The organism is Kribbella sp. NPDC048837, from assembly GCF_055586945.1.
Genome location: NZ_JBVJHF010000001.1, coordinates 255,755 through 270,572 on the forward strand (window position 1 = coordinate 255,755; position 14,818 = coordinate 270,572).

The window sequence follows — 14,818 nt, forward strand, 5'->3', positions numbered from 1 at the left end:
ACGTGCGCAAGGTCGTCGTGTACGAGCTGTTGTCCCTCGATGGTGTCGCGGAGCAGCCCGACGGGTTCTTCACCGACTGGGACGACGTGATGGACGGCAACCTCGGCGCCGTCATCGCGGCGCAGGACTCGGTCATCCTCGGCCGGCGCAGCTACGACGAGTGGACCACGTTCTGGCCGGACAGCGACACCGAGCCGTTCGCGTCGTTCATCAACGGGGTCGCGAAGTACGTCGCCACGTCCACGCCGCTCGATCGGCCGTGGGCCAACACGACTGTGGTCGACGGCGACCTGGTCGAGTTCGTGCGGGATCTGAAGAACCGGCCCGGCGCCGACATCGGCGTGCATGCAAGCATCTCGGTCGTCCAGGCACTGCTGGCCGCGGGCGTCGTCGACGAGCTCAGGCTGGTGATCGCACCGACGATCGCGAGCAGCGGGCGGAGGCTCCTCGACGGCTTGCCGGCGATTCGGCTGGAGTCGATCCGAAGCACGACCTCACCGACCGGTTATCTGCTCGTCGACTACCGCGTCGTCGGGTAAGCCTGGACCCAACCCGGCGTCGACATTCGTCAAGAGAGCAACCCAGGATCACTCGCCCAATTGATCGCGGCGGCGGGTCAAATAGGCGGTCTCGGCGGTATTCCCCGCCAATTCGATGGCTTTGTCGTACGCTGCGCGCGACTTCTGACTTTGGCCGAGCCGACGGAGTAGATCGGCGCGGGCCGCGTGGTAGGCGTGATAGCCGGCCAGGTTGTCGTCGAGACGGTCGACGGTCGCCAGCGCGACCTCCGGGCCATCGAGCTCGGCGACCGCGATCGCGCGGTTGAGAACGACGATCGGTGACGGGTCGATGCGGACGAGCTGGTCGTACAGGGCGACGATCTGCGACCAGTCGGTGTCACGGATGTCGCGGGCAGAGGTGTGCACGGCGTTGATCGCGGCGAGGATCTGGTAGCGACCCGGCGGCAGCCCGGTGGCCAGGCGCTCGCGCACCAACTGATGGCCCTCGGCGATCATCGCCGCGTCCCAGGCACCACGGTCTTGCTGATCGAGGGGGACCAGCTCACCACTCGCCGACACCCGCGCAGTACGACGGGCCTCGGTCAGCAACATCAACGCCAGCAGCCCGGCCACCTCACCGTCCTTCGGCATCAGCGCACGAATCAGCCGGGTGAGCCGAATCGCCTCGGCAGTCAGATCATGGCGCACGGGATCGGTGTCGGCGCCGGTCGCCAGGTAGCCCTCGTTGAAAACGACAAAGAGCACCGCGAGTACGCCGGATACCCGCGCTGGGAGGTCCTCCGTGGACGGCACCCGGTAGGGGATCCGAGCAGCCTTGATCTTGGCCTTCGCGCGCGTGATCCGTTGCCCCATCGCGGTTTCCTGCACCAGGAAGGCACGCGCGATCTCCGGCACGGTCAGTCCGCCGACCATGCGCAGCGTCAGCGCCGCGCGAGTCTCCATCGCGAGAGCAGGGTGACAGCAGGTGAAGATCAGCCGGAGCCGTTCGTCGTCGATGGCACCGAGAGGCTCGGGCGCGTCTTCGTACGCCATCTGAGCCTCCTTCTGCTTGTCGTGGCGCTTGTTCTCGCGCCGGAGCCGGTCGATGGCCTTGCGATTGGCGGTGGTGGTCAGCCAGGCGCCGGGGTTCGGGGGTACGCCGTCGGCCGGCCACCGCTCGACGGCGGTCGCGAACGCCTCGGCCGCGGCCTCCTCGGCGATGTCCAGGTCGCCGAACCGCCTGGTCAGAGCGGCGACCACCCGCGCCCACTCGTCGTGATGGGCCCGGGTGATCGCCTCTTCGACGTCGCTCACTGGAACGGCCGCACCTCGATCTTCCGATCGCAGACCTTCGACGCCTCGGTGGCGAGCTTGAGCGCCACGTCGAGATCGGGGGCCTCCCACACCCAGATGCCGGCGAGGTACTCCTTCGACTCCACGAAGGGCCCGTCGGTGAACACCGCCTGCTCGCCCCGGTTGTCGATGACCGTGGCCGCGCTGGTGTCCGCGAGTCCGCCCGCGAAAACCCAGTAGCCGTCGGCGATCAGTCGTTCGTTGAACGCGCTGATGGCAGGCTGCCTGTCCGTGCTGCCGGGATTGCTCTTGTCGTCGATCACGGAAACCAGGTACCGCATGTCAGATCATCTCCTGTGGTTCGGTGCGCCCTCGTGGGCGACCATTCACCCCTGCAACGAACACGTTCGCCCCGATCCGACACCACAGCGCGAACTCCTTTCAAGAACCACCGTGGGGAGGGCCAGGAACCTACTAGTTGACATAATGTCGCTTATCGGCGCTATGACTAGCGCTGTTACTAGAGTCCCTTGGCGGCGACTCCGTGCTTCTCGAAGTGCCCGAGCAGCAGGTCGTGGCCCTGTGTGAAGTCCCATTGCTCGGCGATCATGCCAGCTTCCCGGGCCCCGTCGACGTTGCGTGCGTTGTCGTCGATGAACAGGATCGTCCCGATGTCGGCACCGATCCGGCCGGCGGCCCGGGTGAAGAACGCCGGATCCGGTTTGGCGACGCCGAGGTCGTACGAGTAACAGCTCACGTCGAACAGGTCGTCGTACCCGAGGGCTGTGCGCATGTGGCCGCCTCGGTAGCGTTCCTGGTTCGTTCCCAGGTGGACGCCGTACCCGTTCTGCTTGAGTGATTGCACGATGCCGATCGATTCCTCGATGACCGCGATGTTCTGCCAGACAGCGGAGTACACCTCGGCGACCGGTGTGACGACGCCGTACTCGTGGAGGGTCGCTTCGAGGACCGGCATGTAGTCACCGCGGCCGGCCAGCATCGGCAACTCGTCGACCCAGGTCTTGTGGAGGAACTCACGGGACCTGTCACCGAGATACGGCTCCATCGCCGCGTACCAGCCTCCGGGCAGGTCTTGCAGGACGCCGTCGGCATCCAGGAGCACGTGGTGAACGACCATGGAAGCGATGATGCCGCAGGTGTATTTGCGTTGCGTCGTTCGGGTCGGCGCCCTAGCGTGACGATGCATGACCACTCAGCTGTTCGCGTTGAGTTTCGATGCACATGACCCGGCTCGGCTCGCGGGCTTCTGGGCCGGCGTTCTGGGGTGGGAGCTGGGTGAGGATCCGTTCGACGGCGTGACTCTGCTGCCGAGTGACGACACCGGGTTCCGGCTCCGGTTCCTGGCGAGTCAGAACGAGAAGCTCGGGCCGAACCAGGTGCATTTCGACCTGACCAGCCAGTCGCTGGAGCAACAGCAGGAGACGGTGGCGAGGGCGCTGGAGCTCGGCGGGCAGCACATCGACATCGGTCAAGGGCCGGATGCGGATCACGTCGTACTCGCTGACCCGGAGGGCAACGAGTTCTGTGTGATTGAACCGGGCAACAATTTCCTGGCCGACTGCGGGTTCATCGGTGCGCTGTCGAGCGACGGCACGCAGGAGGTCGGGTACTTCTGGAGCAAGGCGCTGGAGTGGCCGTTGGTCTGGGACCAGGACCAGGAGACCGCGATCCGTTCGCCGCACGGCGGCCCGAAGATCACGTGGGGCGGCCCGCCGGTGAACCCGAAGAAGGGGAAGAACCGGCTGCACTTCGACCTCGCTCCCCCGGCCGGCGGCGATCAGGACGCCGAGGTCGAGCGGTTGATCTCGCTCGGGGCGACCCGGGTGGACATCGGCCAGGGTGAGACCAGCTGGGTCGTCATGGCTGACCCTGATGGCAACGAGTTCTGTGTACTGACGCCTCGGTAGACCTCCCGTGGACCGCGTTTGGCGGATGTCGGCGGACGAGCTTGCGGCCGAGCGACCCGATGGGGCCACGGAGGACGTGCACTTCACGCAGACGTTCGTACGCAGGATCGTGGAGCGGTATTCGGCGGTGGGCGACGTCGTCCTGGATCCGTTTGCCGGGTACGGGACGACGTTGGTAGTGAGCCGGCAGCTCGGCCGGAAGGCGATCGGGGTCGAGTTCCTGCCGGAGCGGGCCGCGCTGATCAGGGAGCGGGTCGGGCCGGATGGCGTGGTCGTCGAAGGGGATGCGCGGGAGCTCGATCGGTTCGGGATCGGGTCGGTGGATCTGTGCGTGACGTCGCCGCCGTACATGAGCTCGGTGGATCATCCGCAGAACCCGCTGACGGGATACACGACGCTCGATGGCGACTATGCGACGTACCTCGACGAGCTTCTCGGCGTTTTCCTCGCCGTCAAGCGTTGCCTGCGCGCCGATGGCTACCTGGTGATCAACGTCGCGACCATCCGAACGGGGGATCTCGTCACTCCGCTCGCGTGGGACCTCGCTCGGGGGCTACTCCCCCATTTCGCCTTTCGCGGCGAGACCTACCTCGAGTGGGATCGTCCCGCGGACTTCATCAGCGGTGACTACTGCCTCGTGTTCCAGCAAGTGCCGCCTCGATGATGCCGGCCCGCGGCTCCAGGGACGGCACCTGATCGAGCGGCACCCACCGGGCGTACGCCGTTGTGCCGTCGACCTCGGTCGTGCCGAGCGATCCGCCCGTGATCGTCGCTGCGAAGACCACTCCGACGCCCTTGTACGGACGCCCGTCGTGATTCGTGCTCGGATGGGTCACGTGGTTCACGGCGACCGGGGCCCCGACGTCGACCGTGTACCCGGTCTCCTCGAACACCTCCCGCGCCACCGCCTCCGGCAGCGACTCCTCGTACTCGACACCGCCGCCCGGCATCGTCCAGCACGCCGCGGCTGTGTCACTTCCGACGAACCAGGTCAGCAGCACGCGCTGATCCTCGTCGACGATCAGCGCGTAGGCGGCCACCCTGGTGTTGTACTCGGTGAAATGCACCGCCCGACAATACAGTGCGTGGCGGTTGCTGACAGCAACCAACTGGCGCGGGGGAGGTCCACTCCCCCGCACCGGATGGTCAGCTGTCCTGGATGAGGCCGAGGACGTTGCCGTCGGGGTCGGTGAAGGTGGCGACCAGGCGGCCGTTGCTGACGTCGCGCGGGGACTGCTTGACGGTGCCGCCGGCGGCGGTGACCTCGGCGAGCTTCGCCTCGATGTCCGCGACGTGCCAGTACGTGACCGGCGAGGTGTCGCCGCTGTTCGGGACCAGGCCGATGTGCTGCCCCTCGGCCTCGAAGCCGACGTAGTACGGCGAGTCCGCCATCGGCTCCACCCCGAGCAGAGCCGCGTACACCGGCTTGGCCTTCTCCAGGTCCGACACCGGGTGCAGAACGGTCTTGATGCCTTGCGTGGTAGTCATTTCGTCACTCCAGAACTGTTGGGCCTTGACTGACACCCACGCTATTCGCCACCCACCACACCCGCTTCTCGATTCCTGACCGGTTCTCAGACGGTCGCGCCTACTTGGCGACGTAGTCCGCGAGGTGCTTGGCGGTGAGGGTGGTGGGTTTGGCGATCAGGGCCGCGGGGGTGCCTTCGAAGACGATCTTGCCGCCGTCGTGGCCGGCGCCCGGGCCGAGGTCGATGATCCAGTCGGCGTGCGCCATCACGGCCTGGTGGTGCTCGATGACGATGACCGACTTGCCGGCGTCGACCAGACGGTCCAGCAGGCCGAGGAGTTGCTCGACGTCGGCGAGGTGGAGGCCCGTGGTCGGCTCGTCGAGGACGTAGATGCCGCCCTTCTCCCCCATGTGCGTGGCCAGCTTGAGCCGCTGGCGCTCTCCCCCGGACAGTGTGGTCAGCGGCTGGCCGAGGCTCAGGTAGCCGAGTCCGACGTCCGCGAGGCGTTCGAGGACCTTGTGGGCGGCCGGCGTACGCGCGTCGCCCTCGGCGAAGTACTCCAGCGCTTCGGACACCGGCATCGCGAGCACCTCGGCGATGTTCTTGCCGCCGAAAGTGTACTCCAGCACCGACGCCTGGAACCGCCGGCCCTCGCACTCCTCGCACGGGGACTCGACCGTCGCCATCACGCCGAGCTCGGTGTAGATCACGCCGGCCCCGTTACAGGCCGGGCACGCGCCCTCGGAGTTCGCGCTGAACAGCGCCGGCTTCACGCCGTTCTCCTTCGCGAAGGCCTTCCGGATCGGATCGAGCAGGCCGGTGTACGTCGCCGGGTTGCTCCGCCGCGAGCCCCGGATCGCGGCCTGGTCGATCGCCACCACGCCTTCGCGGTCGGACACCGACCCGTGGATCAGCGAGCTCTTGCCCGACCCCGCGACCCCGGTCACCACGACGAGAACCCCGAGCGGTACGTCGACATCGACGTTCTGCAGGTTGTTCGTCGAGGCACCACGCACCTCCAGCGCCTCCGAGGACTCCCGCACGGACGGCTTCAAGGTCGCCCGGTCGTCCAGGTGCCGTCCCGTCAGCGTGCCACTCGTCCGCAGCTTGTCGACGGTGCCCTCGAAGACCACCTCGCCACCACCTGAACCGGCACCCGGTCCGAGGTCGATGACATGGTCGCCGATCGCGATCGCCTCCGGCTTGTGCTCCACGACGAGGACCGTGTTGCCCTTGTCGCGCAGCTGCAGGAGCAACTCGTTCATGCGCTGGATGTCATGCGGGTGCAGGCCGATGGTCGGCTCGTCGAACACGTAGGTGACGTCGGTCAGCGAGGATCCGAGGTGGCGGATCATCTTCGTCCGCTGAGCCTCACCACCGGACAGCGTGCCCGCGGGCCGCTCGAGCGACAGGTACCCGAGCCCGATGTCGACGAACGAGTCGAGCGTGTCGCCGATCGCCTCGATCAGCGGAGCCATCTTCGGCTCCTTCAGCTCGCGGATCCAGGCGGCCAGGTCGCTGATCTGCATCGCGCAGAGGTCGGCGATGTTCTTGCCCTTGATCTTCGACGAGAGCGCTTCCTGGCTCAGCCGGGTCCCGCCGCAGTCGGGGCAGGTCGTGAACGTGATGGCCCGCTCCACGAACGCGCGGATGTGCGGCTGCATCGCGTCGACTTCCTTGGACAGGAACGACTTCTGGATCTGCGGGATCAGCCCGGTGTAGGTGAGGTTGATGCCCTCGACCTTGATCTTGGTCGGCTCCCGGTAGAGCAGGTCGTGCAGTTCCTTCTTGGTGTACTTCTTGATCGGCTTGTCCGGGTTGAAGTAGCCGCAGCCGCGGAAGATGCGCCCGTACCAGCCCTCCATGCTGTAGCCGGGGATCGTCAGCGCGCCCTCGTTCAGCGACTTGGTGTCGTCGTACAGCGCGGTCAGGTCGAAGTCGGTGACCGAGCCCATGCCCTCACAGCGCGCGCACATGCCGCCGGCGTAGACCGCCTTGCGCACCACGGTCTTCTCGCCCGCGCCCTTGTCGGCGACCATCGACCCGGTGGCGGTCCGCCGCGGGACGTTGAACGAGTACGCCGTCGGCGGCCCGACGTTCGGCTTCGCGAGCCGGCTGAACAGGATCCGCAGCATCGCGTTCGCGTCGGTGGCGGTGCCGACGGTGGAGCGCGGGTTCGAGCCCATCCGCTCCTGGTCGACGATGATCGCGGTGGTCAGGCCGTCGAGGACGTCGACGTCCGGACGGGCCAGCGACGGCATGAACCCCTGAACGAACGCGCTGTACGTCTCGTTGATCAGCCGCTGCGACTCCGCCGCGATCGTGCCGAACACCAGAGAGCTCTTGCCCGAGCCGGACACCCCGGTGAACACCGTCAGCCGGCGCTTCGGGATCTCGACGCTGACGTCCTTCAGGTTGTTCACCCGCGCGCCGGTGACGCGAATCAGGTCGTGGCTGTCGGCGAGCGGCTGGGCCTTGCTCATCGGTGTCTCCATCTTCTTCGGGACAGCGTCGGGCTGCGGTCGAACAGGGCGGGGCTCAGGAAACCTGGTTGATGCGGATGTGGTTGCCGGCGGGATCGCGGAAGGCGCAGTCGCGGACGCCGTACGGCTGGTCGGTCGGCTCCTGGATGACCTCGGCGTCGGTGGCCTGCAGCCGCTCGAACACGGTGTCGATGTCCTTGGTCGCCAGCACGAGGGTGGCATAGGTGCCCTTGGCCATCATCTCGCTGATGGTCCGGCGCTCGTCCTCGGTGACGCCCGGGTCGGCGCCCGGCGGGTACAGCACCACGGAGGTGTCCGGCTGGTCGGCCGGGCCGACGCTGATCCAGCGCATGCCCTCGTACCCGACGTCGCTGCGGACCTCGAAGCCGAGGATGTCGCGGTAGAACGCGATCGCCGCCTCCGGGTCGTTGTGTGGAAGGAAGCTCGAGTGAATCCTGATGTCCATGGGCGTCACGCTACGTGCTGATCGCCGGGGATGCTTCTCGATTCCTGATCGGTCGGGTCACCTGTTTCGCGACGCACGACGGGATGCCGATGGTCGCGTCGGCCGCGCGCTCCTTGTAGACGCTCGGCGGCATGCCGACCAGTTCGGCGAAGCGGGTGCTGAACGTGCCGAGCGACTGGCAGCCGACCGCGAAGCAGACGTCGGTGACGCCCAGGTCGCCGATCCGCAGCAAGGCCATCGCCCGCTCGATCCGCCGCGTCATCAGATACCCGTACGGCGACTCTCCGTAAGCGCGCTTGAACTCCCGGCTCAGGTGGCCCGACGACATGTGAGCCCCGCGGGCCAGCGCGTCGACGTCCAGCGGTTGCGCGTACTCCCGATCGATCCGGTCCTTGACACGCCGCAGCCGCGCGAGGTCCCCCAAGCGCTGCGCATCCGTCGGACTTCCGGTCATCCCTGAAATCGTGCCACGTCCCGCCAAGGAAGTCATTTACCGCAGCTGCGGCCCGTTGCGGTGGCTAGCGGCCGGTGGTGCCGTCGAGTTGTTCGCGGATGATGTCGGCGTGGCCGGCGTGGCGAGCGGTTTCGCCGATGACCGCGAGGATGGCCCAGCGGAGGTCGTGGGTCCTGCCGTTGCGGGTGACCGGCGCGTCGGGGTCGCCGATGCCGGCGATGATCTCGTCGGACCTGGCGCAGGCGGCGCGGTAGTCGGCGCGCAGGTCCTTCAGAGTGATCCCGGGGTCCACCTGCATCGACCGCTTGCCGCGCTGCGCCTTGCCGCCCGCGACCACCTCCTCGAACCAGAGCGACTCGGCGAAGGTCAGGTGCTGCACGAGTCCGGCGACGTTCGTCCCGGAGTCGACGGTGCTGCGGCGGGCGTCCGCCTCGCTCAGCCCGGCCAGCTTCTTCAGCACCCCCGCGCGCAGCCCGTCGAGGGTCGCCTGCAGCTGGTCGAGCTCCCTGCTCATGACGCGCAGGGACCGACGGTGGAGATGAGTCCGTGGTGGTCCGACACAGGAATCTTGTACCAGCGGCTGTCGTCGGAGCACCAGCCCGGCTTCACGAACAGGTGGTCGATCCGCACGAACAACGCCGCCCACCTCCCGATCTGTGACGGGCGGCCCCAGCCGTCCAGCATCGCGTCGTCGAGGTCCTTGGTGAGCAGCCGGTAGTCGCGACCGCGGTCGGTGGTGTTGAAGTCGCCGGCGACCACGACCGGGCGATCGTCCCGCGCGACCCGCGCCGCGATCTGCTCGATCAGCCGGTGATGCCCCAGGACGGTCGTCTGGTACGGCGCCCCGCTGTCCGCGACCGACCGGTACGACGACCCGCCCGACGTCCACCACGGACGCGGTACGTGGACCGCGATCAGATCGAAGGTTCCCGACGGAGCCTGGACCCGGAGCACGTAGCCGGGCAGCTCCGGCCCCGGCCGCTCGAGCACCGTCAGCGGCCACCGGCTGAAGATCCCGATCGCGGGTCCGTCCCAATCGACCACGTGCACCGGGTAGTCCTGGGACAGCCGCTCGGTCAGCGGCGGGCCGATCTCGGAGACGACCAGCACGTCGGCGCCGAGCCCGACGAGGTTGTCGGCGCCGTCGAGCTCGCCACTGCCGATGTTCGCGGCCGCGACCCGGAAGGCGTGCGCCCGGTCGACGGTCCCGGCTCCGTCGGGCACCCACGGCAGCACTGTCGCGACGATCCCGACGACCAGCGTCGAGACCGCGAAGACCAGCGCGGCCTTGTGCCGCCGACCGACGATCCCGACGATCAGCGCGGTCAGCACCGCAAGGACCGGCAACACGATGGCGACGACGTCGGTCACCACCCCGAGCCGGTCGCGCAGCAGGAACCAGGTCCACGGCAGCAACCCGGCAACCGCGATCCCGGCGTAGCGTCGCACTCGCGACGTTTGATTCCCCACGTGCATGTCGACTCCCCCCACCCCACAGACAGGCTATGTCGGCTTCCCGCAGATCGAAACCGGCTTCGCATGAACAACGGGAGGAGGACAGTTCAGCGGCGGGTTCCCCAATTGAGATAGGCGACGTTCGCCAGCAGCCATCCGAAGCCGATCGCTCGCTGACCGTCACGTTCGGGGGTGGCGTTGGGCGGTGACGTATTGCTGGCTAGACCACATTCTCCCGCGGTCGCGGGCTTACGGCAGGTCGACCTCGAGTGGCAGGTTCTTCAGGAAGTCGGCCGCGTCGAACAGCGCGCCCGCCGAGGCCACGCCGGTCGCGCGGGTTTCGCCGGCGAGGATCCGTTGAACGGCCTCGACCGCGAGCGGTGCCGAGATCGCGTAGATGTCCTGCCCGCGGGCGGTCGCCCGTCGCTCGTCGTCGCCGGTGCGGACCAGGACGTCGACGACGAAGGTCTGGTCGGACCGGCCGAGCGCATCGGCGGCCACGGGCGCCGGCGTGTCCTCGTTCGCCAGGTCCCCGGCGGCCTCGACGGTCATGTAGGTGCGGACCTCGGGTACGGCGAGGTGGCTCGGGACCGTGATGACGTCAGCCATGGTGAACTCGGCGATCACGCGGCGCCGGCCGAGCGGCTCCGGGAAGGTCCAGTCCTGCTGGACCGGCTTGTCGTCGTGGTACTGCAGCTTGCCGTCGCTGAATCGCACGCGGCGGCCCGCGCGGCGGTCGTGCGAGACCTGGCCGGCGGCGCGCGTACCCGGGGTGGGGTGCCAGCTGCTCAGCCCGTACGCGACGTGCACCTCGTCGGCGGTGGAGCGCTCTCCCAGGGCCGCGGTCGTGAGCAGGTCGCCGAGGCCGCCGTAGAAGGCCATCGCCGGGAGGATCAGCGTGTCGCTGTGCCGGGCGAAGGTCAACACGTTGGCCTCGAGTTCCGCGGCGACGTCGACGTACGGGATCCGCGCCCGCCCGGCCGCCTCGATGACCGGGTCGGCGGTCACGGCGAACGGGCCGGCGGTGTTGATCACCGCCGCGGCGTCCTTCAGCGCCCGGTCGAGCGCCGACGGGTCGTCGACCGCGGCCGGGCGGACGTCCACCTCTCCCCAGGCGGACGCCAGGGTCCCGAGGGTCGTCGCGTCGCGGCCCGAGACGATGGTCGGGACGCCGCGCCGCAGCAGCTCCTCGACGACGAATCGGCCTGTGTGTCCGGTTGCTCCGTAAACCACCACTGCGTTCATGTACCGAGTCTTGCCGTCCGGCGCCTCGATCGTGAGAGTCCGGAACGACACCATGCGTACACTTTCGGACATGCACACTGTGGCGCTGGCGGCCGCCGGGAACCTGCTGCACTTCGAGTTCGGGATCGCGTACGAGATCCTCGGCAACCCACCGCTCGACGCGACCGAGGACTGGTACGACGTCGTCCTCTGTGGACCGGGGCCGGTCCAGGTCGGGCCGTTCATGGTGGAGCCCGACGACGGCCTGGAGCGGTTGGCCCGCGCGGACACCGTGATCGTGCCGGCCTGCGCCGACGTCGACGAGCCGCCCCCGGCCGCGTTGGTCGATGCGGTGCGTGCGGCCCACGACGCTGGGGCCCGGATTGCGTCGCTGTGCACGGGCGCGTTCGTACTCGGCGCGGCCGGTCTGCTGGACGGTCGGCGCGCAACCACGCACTGGGGCCACACCGCGGCGTTGAGCGCGCGTTATCCACAGGCCGAGGTCGATCCGGATGTGCTGTACACCGACAACGGGAGCGTGCTCACCTCAGCGGGCAAGGCGGCCGCGGTGGATCTGTGTCTGCACCTCATCCATCTCGACCACGGCGCGACGGTCGCCAACACGGTCGCTCGGCGGCTCGTCGTACCGCCGCACCGGGCCGGCGGGCAGGCGCAGTTCGTCGCCACGCCGGTGCCGGTCAGTGGGGATCACACGCTCGCGAACCTGCTGGCCTGGGCGCAGGCACGCCTCGACCAGCCGCTGACCGTGACCGACCTGGCCCGGCACGCGAACACCAGTCCCCGCCACCTCGGCCGGCTCTTCCGTTCGGTGACCGGCCAGACGCCGCTCCAGTGGCTCCTGACCCAACGGGTCCGCCGCGCCCAGCAGTTGCTCGAGGCCACCGACAACAGCATCGAGTCGGTTGCCGTCGCCACCGGCATGGGCACCGCTACGACCCTCCGCCGCCAGTTCAAACGAGTCGTCGGAGTCCCGCCCGACACCTACAGACGGTCCTTCCACACCACGTAGGCTGCGTCGGTATGACGAGCTACCCGAGGCGGATGCACACCGCGTTGGACACCACGGACGCGCGGGGTTTGGCGGAGTTCTACCGGGAGTTGCTTGGGTTGCGTTATCGCGCCGGCGACGAGCCGCCGGCCGACGGCGCAGTTGACGATGCGGACTGGCTGGTGCTGGTGGACGACGCCGGGAATCGCCAGCTCGCGATCCAGCGGGTCGACGAGCTGCCCGCATCGACGTGGCCCGCTCCCGGCGTACCGAAGCAGCTGCACATCGACTACGCCGTACCGTCCGTGGACGAGTTGCAGCGCCACCGGCAGCGGGCCGAAGACCTCGGCGCTCGGCTCCTCCTCGACCGCACCACCGACGACTCCGAGCCGCTCTACGTTCTGGCCGACCCGGCCGGGCATCCGTTCTGTCTCCTGGTCGGCACGCCGTGAAGGCGGGGTACGCCGACGTCAACGGGCTCCGGATGTACTACGAGATCCACGGCTCGGGCGGGACGCCGTTGCTGCTGTTGCACGGCGGGTTGTTCAACATCGATCTGCAGTTCGGCGCGCTGTTGCCGGGTCTGTCGGAGAAGCGGCAGGTCATCGCGACGGACTTCCAGGCGCATGGGCACACCAATGACATCGACCGGCCCTTGGGCACGGTCGCGCTGGCGTCCGATGTCGTCGGGTTGCTGGAGCATCTCGACGTACCTCGGGTGGATCTGTTCGGGTTCAGCGTCGGGGGTGCGGTCGCGTTGTACCTGGCGATCAAGCATCCGGAGCTGGTCCGGAAGGCGGTCATCTCGTCGGTGTCGTTCCACCCCGACGGCGACCGGCCGGAGAACGCCGCCGTCGGTGAGATGAAGGTGGAGATGATCGCCGGTACGCCGATGGAGGCCGAATACCTGGCGAAGTCGCCGCACCCGGACCTCGAGCACCTGCAGACCCTGCTCGACAAACTAGGCGGCTACGACCGGGGTGTGTCCGGCTGGACCGACGAGGACATCCGCGGCATCGCCGCCCCCACCCTGCTCACCTTCGGCGACTGCGACGCGGTCACCCTCGACCACGCCGTCCGCTTCCTCCAACTCCGCGGCGGCGACGTCAACGGCGACTTCACCGGCGTCCCCACGTCCCAGCTGGCCATCTTCCCCGGCACCACCCACTTCAACGGCCTCACCCGCACCAACCTCGTCCAAGACACCGTCACCACCTTCCTCGACGCGAACTAGCCCGCCGCGGTTAGGCTGCGTCGCGTGATTCGTGAGGCTGGGGCCGGCGACTTTCGTGCGGTGATGGGGCTGTATCGGCAGTTGCATCCTGGGGATCCGGTGGTGGAGGACGGGCGGGCTCGGGAGGTGTTCGGGGAGATTCTCCGGACGCCGGGGTTGCGGGTGTTCGTGCTCGAGGTGGACAGGGTCGTGGTCGCTACGACGTACCTGAACGTCATGCCCAACCTGACTCGTGGGGCGGCGCCGTACGCCGTGGTCGAGAACGTGGTGGTGGATGCGGCGAGGCGCGGGCAGGGGCTGGGGAAGGAGATCATGGCCGGCACGCTGCAGGCGGCGTGGGAGGCGGGCTGCTACAAGGTGATGCTGATGACCGGGTCCCGGACTCCGTCGACGCATGCGTTCTACGAGCGGTGCGGATTCAGCCCGCACGAGAAGACGGGGTACACCGCCCGGCCCGATCGGTGAAGGTCAGCGGCTGAGGCGGAAGACCGGCCAGGCGATCTCGGTGCGCCAGGCGGCCGGGTCCGGGGTGTCTCGGGGGCCCACGGCGTAGGTCTCTTGGACCGGGCCGGCGACGGTCAGGGTGTGTTCGACAGCCCAGGTAGCGAGGCGGCCGTACGTGACGTCGATGTCGTCGTGGGGACCGTGGTGGATCGTGGCGGCGAGGTCGGTGGCGGGGAGTTCAACCGGGTGGATTCGGCCGGTGGTGGGTGGATCGGCGACCGGGTGGTACACGAGGACGGCGCCGCGGCCCTCGGTGAAGAGGGCGTTGTCGTACTGACCGCCGGGTGGGCCGAGACGGCGATCCACGGGTACGGCGGAGTCGAGCTCGGCCATGGCGCCGTCGTACCAGTGCAGTACGCCGGCCAGGTCGACCACATCGGTGATCGCGGCAACCATCCGGGCCGGCTCGGTGCGCAGGTCGACCACGAGATCGCCGGGGTCCGGCCGGAGCAACCGCTGCAGCGACGTCACCGCGGCCCGGGTCCGATCGAGTGAGGCCTGGAGCCGGTCCAGATGCGCGGCGATCAACTCGGCGCGGGCGTCGGGATCGTCGGTACCGAGGATCTTGCCGACCTCGGCCAGCGGTACGTCGAGTTCCCGCAGCCGATGGATCACCTGCGCCGACGGGATCTGCTCGGTCGTGTAGTACCGGTACCCGCTCCCCGGATCGACCGTGGCCGGCTCGAGCAGACCGCTCTCGTGGTACCGCCGTAGCGTGCGCACACTCAGATGCGTCGCCTGCGCGAACTCACCGATCGTCAACCCCCGATACACCCCGCCACTGTGCACCCTCCCCCGG

19 protein-coding genes are annotated in these 14,818 nt (G+C 68.4%); 7 read left to right on the forward strand and 12 right to left on the reverse strand.

All coding sequences use genetic code 11. The features are described from left to right. Window positions 1–2: 2 nt before the first annotated feature. Window positions 3–539, forward strand: coding sequence for a dihydrofolate reductase family protein (locus ACZ6O0_RS01290; RefSeq protein ID WP_465764049.1), 537 nt, complete (start codon window positions 3–5; stop codon window positions 537–539). A gap of 48 nt (window positions 540–587) precedes the next feature. Here ACZ6O0_RS01290 and ACZ6O0_RS01295 read toward each other — a convergent pair whose 3' ends face one another. From ACZ6O0_RS01295 to ACZ6O0_RS01305, 3 genes are all read right to left on the reverse strand, one after another. Then, complete coding sequence (locus ACZ6O0_RS01295; protein WP_465762801.1) at window positions 588–1,814, reverse strand: RNA polymerase sigma factor; 1,227 nt, start codon at window positions 1,812–1,814, stop codon at window positions 588–590. Beyond that, window positions 1,811–2,134, reverse strand: a complete 324-nt coding sequence (locus ACZ6O0_RS01300; protein ID WP_465762802.1) for a YciI family protein — start codon at window positions 2,132–2,134, stop codon at window positions 1,811–1,813. The genes ACZ6O0_RS01295 and ACZ6O0_RS01300 overlap by 4 nt, the downstream gene beginning before the upstream one ends. A gap of 179 nt (window positions 2,135–2,313) precedes the next feature. Then, window positions 2,314–2,931, reverse strand: a complete 618-nt coding sequence (locus ACZ6O0_RS01305) for an HAD family hydrolase (RefSeq protein ID WP_465762803.1) — start codon at window positions 2,929–2,931, stop codon at window positions 2,314–2,316. Between the two features lie 67 nt (window positions 2,932–2,998). Between ACZ6O0_RS01305 and ACZ6O0_RS01310 the strand changes: the two genes are divergently transcribed. Both ACZ6O0_RS01310 and ACZ6O0_RS01315 read left to right on the forward strand, forming a co-directional pair. Then, window positions 2,999–3,721: a VOC family protein gene (locus tag ACZ6O0_RS01310; protein WP_465762804.1), complete on the forward strand. Its 723-nt coding sequence runs from the start codon at window positions 2,999–3,001 to the stop codon at window positions 3,719–3,721. 7 nt (window positions 3,722–3,728) lie between these two features. Beyond that, the gene (locus ACZ6O0_RS01315) at window positions 3,729–4,385 is read left to right on the forward strand and encodes a TRM11 family SAM-dependent methyltransferase (RefSeq protein WP_465762805.1); all 657 of its coding nucleotides are present in this window, start codon (window positions 3,729–3,731) and stop codon (window positions 4,383–4,385) included. On the opposite strand, the gene ACZ6O0_RS01320 is transcribed toward ACZ6O0_RS01315, so the two are convergent. The 8 genes from ACZ6O0_RS01320 to ACZ6O0_RS01355 form a co-directional block, all read right to left on the reverse strand. Then, window positions 4,339–4,788, reverse strand: a complete 450-nt coding sequence (locus tag ACZ6O0_RS01320) for an NUDIX domain-containing protein (RefSeq protein ID WP_465762806.1) — start codon at window positions 4,786–4,788, stop codon at window positions 4,339–4,341. The two genes, ACZ6O0_RS01315 and ACZ6O0_RS01320, sit on opposite strands and share 47 nt — an antisense overlap. 79 nt (window positions 4,789–4,867) lie before the next feature. Beyond that, the gene (locus ACZ6O0_RS01325; RefSeq protein WP_465762807.1) at window positions 4,868–5,209 is read right to left on the reverse strand and encodes a VOC family protein; all 342 of its coding nucleotides are present in this window, start codon (window positions 5,207–5,209) and stop codon (window positions 4,868–4,870) included. Between the two features lie 100 nt (window positions 5,210–5,309). Continuing rightward, window positions 5,310–7,673, reverse strand: a complete 2,364-nt coding sequence (locus ACZ6O0_RS01330) for an ATP-binding cassette domain-containing protein (RefSeq protein ID WP_465762808.1) — start codon at window positions 7,671–7,673, stop codon at window positions 5,310–5,312. A 55-nt stretch (window positions 7,674–7,728) separates the two neighbouring features. Next, window positions 7,729–8,139 (reverse strand): VOC family protein, encoded by a 411-nt coding sequence (locus ACZ6O0_RS01335; protein ID WP_465762809.1) that lies wholly within the window; start codon window positions 8,137–8,139, stop codon window positions 7,729–7,731. Window positions 8,140–8,149: 10 nt separating this feature from the next. Beyond that, window positions 8,150–8,593 (reverse strand): helix-turn-helix transcriptional regulator, encoded by a 444-nt coding sequence (locus ACZ6O0_RS01340; protein ID WP_465762810.1) that lies wholly within the window; start codon window positions 8,591–8,593, stop codon window positions 8,150–8,152. 64 nt (window positions 8,594–8,657) lie between these two features. After that, window positions 8,658–9,107: a DinB family protein gene (locus tag ACZ6O0_RS01345; RefSeq protein WP_465762811.1), complete on the reverse strand. Its 450-nt coding sequence runs from the start codon at window positions 9,105–9,107 to the stop codon at window positions 8,658–8,660. After that, window positions 9,104–10,069, reverse strand: coding sequence for an endonuclease/exonuclease/phosphatase family protein (locus ACZ6O0_RS01350; protein ID WP_465762812.1), 966 nt, complete (start codon window positions 10,067–10,069; stop codon window positions 9,104–9,106). Before ACZ6O0_RS01350 ends, ACZ6O0_RS01345 begins: the two co-directional genes overlap by 4 nt. 228 nt (window positions 10,070–10,297) lie before the next feature. Continuing rightward, entirely contained in the window at window positions 10,298–11,293 is a 996-nt protein-coding gene (locus tag ACZ6O0_RS01355) for an NAD(P)H-binding protein (RefSeq protein ID WP_465762813.1), read from the reverse strand. Window positions 11,294–11,363: 70 nt separating this feature from the next. On the opposite strand from ACZ6O0_RS01355, the gene ACZ6O0_RS01360 reads away from it, so the two are divergent. The 4 genes from ACZ6O0_RS01360 to ACZ6O0_RS01375 are packed head-to-tail and all read left to right on the forward strand — an operon-like array spanning window position 11,364 to window position 13,980. After that, entirely contained in the window at window positions 11,364–12,302 is a 939-nt protein-coding gene (locus tag ACZ6O0_RS01360) for a helix-turn-helix domain-containing protein (RefSeq protein WP_465762814.1), read from the forward strand. 11 nt (window positions 12,303–12,313) lie between these two features. After that, a complete protein-coding gene (locus ACZ6O0_RS01365) occupies window positions 12,314–12,733 on the forward strand; it encodes a VOC family protein (protein ID WP_465762815.1) in 420 nt (139 codons plus the stop codon). Beyond that, a complete protein-coding gene (locus ACZ6O0_RS01370; RefSeq protein WP_465762816.1) occupies window positions 12,730–13,515 on the forward strand; it encodes an alpha/beta fold hydrolase in 786 nt (261 codons plus the stop codon). The genes ACZ6O0_RS01365 and ACZ6O0_RS01370 overlap by 4 nt, the downstream gene beginning before the upstream one ends. A 24-nt stretch (window positions 13,516–13,539) precedes the next feature. After that, window positions 13,540–13,980 carry a GNAT family N-acetyltransferase gene (locus ACZ6O0_RS01375; RefSeq protein WP_465762817.1) on the forward strand — a complete coding sequence of 147 codons (441 nt, stop codon included), beginning with the start codon at window positions 13,540–13,542 and terminating at the stop codon, window positions 13,978–13,980. Window positions 13,981–13,983: 3 nt separating this feature from the next. Here ACZ6O0_RS01375 and ACZ6O0_RS01380 read toward each other — a convergent pair whose 3' ends face one another. After that, entirely contained in the window at window positions 13,984–14,793 is an 810-nt protein-coding gene (locus ACZ6O0_RS01380) for a MerR family transcriptional regulator (RefSeq protein ID WP_465762818.1), read from the reverse strand. Window positions 14,794–14,818: the final 25 nt, after the last annotated feature.